The organism is Mycobacterium sp. NPDC003449 (assembly GCF_053588415.1).
In genome coordinates this window covers 1-3962 of the sequence record NZ_JBSFPX010000328.1, presented here as the reverse complement: position 1 = coordinate 3962, position 3962 = coordinate 1, and the positions used below count along the sequence as shown (strand labels likewise).

3 protein-coding genes are annotated in these 3962 nt (G+C 67.0%); 1 reads left to right on the top strand and 2 read right to left on the bottom strand.

All coding sequences use genetic code 11. The features are described 5' to 3' along the window. Positions 1-65 precede the first annotated feature (65 nt). Both pepN and ACWDTP_RS37750 read right to left on the bottom strand, forming a co-directional pair. Entirely contained in the window at positions 66-2690 is a 2625-nt protein-coding gene (gene pepN / locus ACWDTP_RS37755; protein WP_450028325.1) for an aminopeptidase N, read from the bottom strand. Between the two features lie 87 nt (positions 2691-2777). Continuing rightward, on the bottom strand, positions 2778-3203 hold the full coding sequence (locus ACWDTP_RS37750; RefSeq protein WP_450028324.1) for a DUF732 domain-containing protein: 426 nt from the start codon (positions 3201-3203) through the stop codon (positions 2778-2780). A 258-nt stretch (positions 3204-3461) separates the two neighbouring features. On the opposite strand from ACWDTP_RS37750, the gene ACWDTP_RS37745 reads away from it, so the two are divergent. Further along, positions 3462-3962, top strand: a 501-nt coding sequence (locus tag ACWDTP_RS37745) for a mycothiol-dependent nitroreductase Rv2466c family protein (RefSeq protein WP_450028323.1), incomplete at its 3' end; no start/stop codon positions are given.

Genomic DNA, 3962 nt, shown 5'->3' with positions numbered 1-3962 from the left:
TACGGCAATTGCGGCGTGTTGCCGTACAAACACGGTCGCTCGCGAGGCAAGGCAAGGGAAGACCTCTAACTCACGTCGAAGGCGCGGGCGCGCAGCGAGCGCTCCACGCCGGCCCGGCCTTCCAGCACGAGCCGCCGTAGCGCCGGCGGCACCTCCGGATCGGACAGGAACGCGTCGGCCGCGTCCAGCCCGTCCTGGCTGATATCCCACGACGGGTACAGCCCGATCACCACGGTCTGCGCCACCTCGCTGGAGCGGCGCTCCCACACCGAGGAGATCGAGCCGAAGTAGCGGTCCCGGAACGGCGTGAGCAACTCGGCCTGCCCGGGCTGGGCGAAACCGCCGACGATCGCGCGGGTGGTGATGTTGGCCAGGGAGTCGTCCTCGATCACCTGCTCCCACGCCGCGGCCTTCACGGCGTCCTGCGGCCTGGCCGCCGATGCCGCCGCCGCCTGCCGCCTGCCCGCGGCGGTCGAGTCACGCTGTACCTCGGCATCGATGAACGGTGTCTCGGAGCCGTCGGCGTCGACCTGCCCGAACCGGGCCAGCGCCGTGATGATCCGCCACCGCAGATCGGTGTCGATGGTCAGCGCGGGCAGGCCGAGCGAGCTCGAATCCTTGTCCAGCAGATCCGCCAGCACCACCGCGTGCTGGGTCGAGAGCACCGACGTGCACAGCGCGTTGACGAATGCGAGCTGATGGTCCGAACCGGGTACCGCGCCGCGGGCCAGCTCCAGCAGCCGGTCGGCGAAGGCCGGCCAACCCTCGGTGTGCGCCCACTCCGGATCGGCGTAGGAGCCCAGCGCGGTCTGCGCCTGCATCAGCAGTCGCTGCGCCACGCCGACCTCGGTCTCGGCGTGCACCCCACCCGAGACCAGGGCCACGAAGTCGCGGGCCTTCATCTCGGCCTCGCGGGTCATCTCCCAGGCCGCTGACCAGGCCAGCGTGCGGGGCAACGGCTCGGCGATGTCGGCGATCCGGGTCAGCACCGTCGACAGCGAATCGGGATCGAGCCGCAGTGAGCAGTAGGTCAGGTCGTCGTCGTTGACCAGGATCAGCTTGCCGCGGGAAACCCCGACCAGTGCGGGCACTTCGGTGGAACCACCGTCGACGTCGAGCTCCTCGCGGTGCACCCGCACCAGCTTGCCGTCGACCTCGTCGTACACCCCGACCGCGAGCCGGTGCACCCGGGTCTCACCGGCGCCGGGCGCGGCACCGGACTGCGAGATGGCGAATCGGGTGAATGCGCCGGAGCCGTCGACGTTGAAGTCGGCCCGCAGGGTGTTCAAACCCGTTGTTTTGAGCCACTGTCGGCCCCAGCCGGACAAGTCACGTCCGGAGGACTTCTCCAGCGCGCCCAGCAGATCGCCGAAGGTGGCGTTGGCAAAAGCGTGGTCGCGGAAGTAATCCCGCAGCCCGGCCAGGAACTCGTCCAACCCGACATAGGCCACCAGTTGTTTGAGCACCGAAGCGCCCTTGGCGTAGGTGATTCCGTCGAAGTTCACCTCGACGGCGGCCAGATCCGGGATGTCGGCGGCGACGGGATGCGTCGAGGGCAACTGATCCTGCCGGTAGGCCCAGGACTTCTCGACGTTGGCGAACGTGGTCCAGGCCTGCTTGTACTCGGTGGCCTCGGCCTGGCACAGCACCGAGGCGAAGGTTGCGAACGACTCGTTGAGCCACAGGTCGTCCCACCAGGTCATGGTGACCAGGTCGCCGAACCACATGTGCGCCATCTCGTGCAGCACGGTCTCGGCGCGCCGCTCGTAGGAGGCCCGGGTGACCTTGGACCGGAAGACGTAGTCCTCCAGGAACGTCACCGCACCCGCGTTCTCCATGGCGCCCGCGTTGAACTCCGGTACGAACAGCTGGTCGTACTTGCCGAACGCGTACGGAGTGCCGAAATTGGCGTGATAGAAACCGAAGCCCTGTTTGGTCTCGGTGAAAAGCCGCTCGGCGTCCATGAACTCGGCCAGCGACTTGCGGCAGAACAGGCCCAGCGGAATCGTGCCGTGGTCATCGGAGTACTCGTCGCGCCATACCGCGTATGGCCCGGCGATCATCGCGACGAGGTAGGTGCTCATCTTCGGGGTGGTGGCGAACGTGAGCTGTTTGGCGGCGGACTCCTCGACTGATCCGTCTCCGGCAGTTACCGATGTCGCCGCCGGAGCGGCTCCGGCCACCGCCGCCCCGTTGGAGATGACCTCCCAGTGTGCGGGCGCGGTGACCTGGATGTCGAAGGTCGCCTTGAGGTCGGGCTGGTCGAAGCACGCGAACATGCGCTTGGCGTCGGCGGTTTCGAACTGCGAGTAGAGGTAGACCTCGTCGTCGACCGGGTCGACGAAGCGGTGCAACCCCTCGCCGGTGTTGGAGTACAGGCAGTCGGCGTCGACGACGAGGACGTTGTGCTCGGCCAGCCCGGGCAGGGCGATGCCGGTGGACTCGTCGTAGCCGGACACATCGAGTTCGACACCGTTGAGCGTCGCGCTGTGGATCGTGTCGGCGGCCAGGTCGATCACGGTGTCGGCGCCGGCCAGCGCGTCGAACTGCACGGTTGTCGTCGACCGGAAGGTGCGTTCGCCGGGACTGCCGTCACCGTCGGTGAGGTCGAGGACGATCCGGTAATTGTCGACGGTGACCAGGGCGGCGCGCTCGACGGCCTGATCGCGGGTGAGATTGGGAAGTGCCACCCGTCCAACCTATCGGCCCGCTCCGCCGGCCGGTATGTCAACGCGGCCACGCGCATCGCCGGCGTGGCCGCCCACCGCAGGCCCGGGCTACTGCGGGAAGCCGGCGATCCCGGCCAGTCCGTTCAGCGCGCCCAGGTTGTTCAGGATCGAGCCGTCGCTGATCGACGACATCATCTGCGGGCAGTACATCTGGATGGCGATGCCGGTGAAGAACGACGCCATCTGTGGGGACATGCCGCCGTCGCCGCGCATCTGCGAGGCCACCGATGCGAAGTCCTTACCGGGCTCGACCAGCATCGGACAGACTTCCTGGCCCATCTGGACGGCGGTGCCGGGGTCGCCGTAGCCGACCCCGGCGTCGTTCAGGGCGTTCAGGAACGAGTCGTTGGCCGCGGGGTTGGCCGGGTTGATCGGGTTCACCGGGTTGACCGGGTCGGCCTGGGCGGGCGCCGCCATGGCAAGGGCGACGGCGGCGGCGCCCATCGTGGCGGTCAGAAAGGCGCGAACGGCCATAATCCAGCTCCTCAGCTGTCACGCAGAACCCTTACAGCGCTCTGCTCACTCGGGCAACAGTGGTCGACGTTGATCACATTGACAACACGGTTCGATAAAAGTTGGCTCACTATGCGTTTCTTGTGTCGCTGCCGTGACCTCGACATGCTTATCGGGGTGGGCACCGGGATGGTTACCAGTATTCGGGAACATCTCGGTGTCGGCGCACAGTTGCACTGCACGGAGTTCTGCCCAGGTTCGCATCGAGAGGACATATTGATGGCTCAAAAGGATGTCGCAGGTTTCTGGTTCGACCCGCTGTGCCCATGGTGCTGGATCACCTCACGCTGGATCCTCGAAGTCGAGCAGGTGCGCGATATCGACGTGCAGTTCCACGTGATGAGTCTGGCGGTGCTCAACGAGGGACGCGACCTGCCCGAGGAATACCTGGAGATGATGAAGAAGGCGTGGGGCCCGGTCCGGGTCGCGATCGCCGCCGAGCAGCTCAAGGGCCCCGAGATCCTGTCCCCGCTCTACACCGCGATGGGTTTCCGCATCCACAACCTCGACAACAAGGACTTCGACGAGGTGATCGCGCAGTCCCTCGAAGAGGTCGGTCTGCCGGCCGAGCTGGCCGAGGCGGCCACCAGCGACAAGTACGACGACGCCCTGCGCAAGAGCCACCACGCCGGGATGGACGCGGTCGGTGAGGACGTCGGGACGCCGACCATCCACGTCAACGGCGTCGCCTTCTTCGGCCCGGTGCTCTCGCAGATCCCG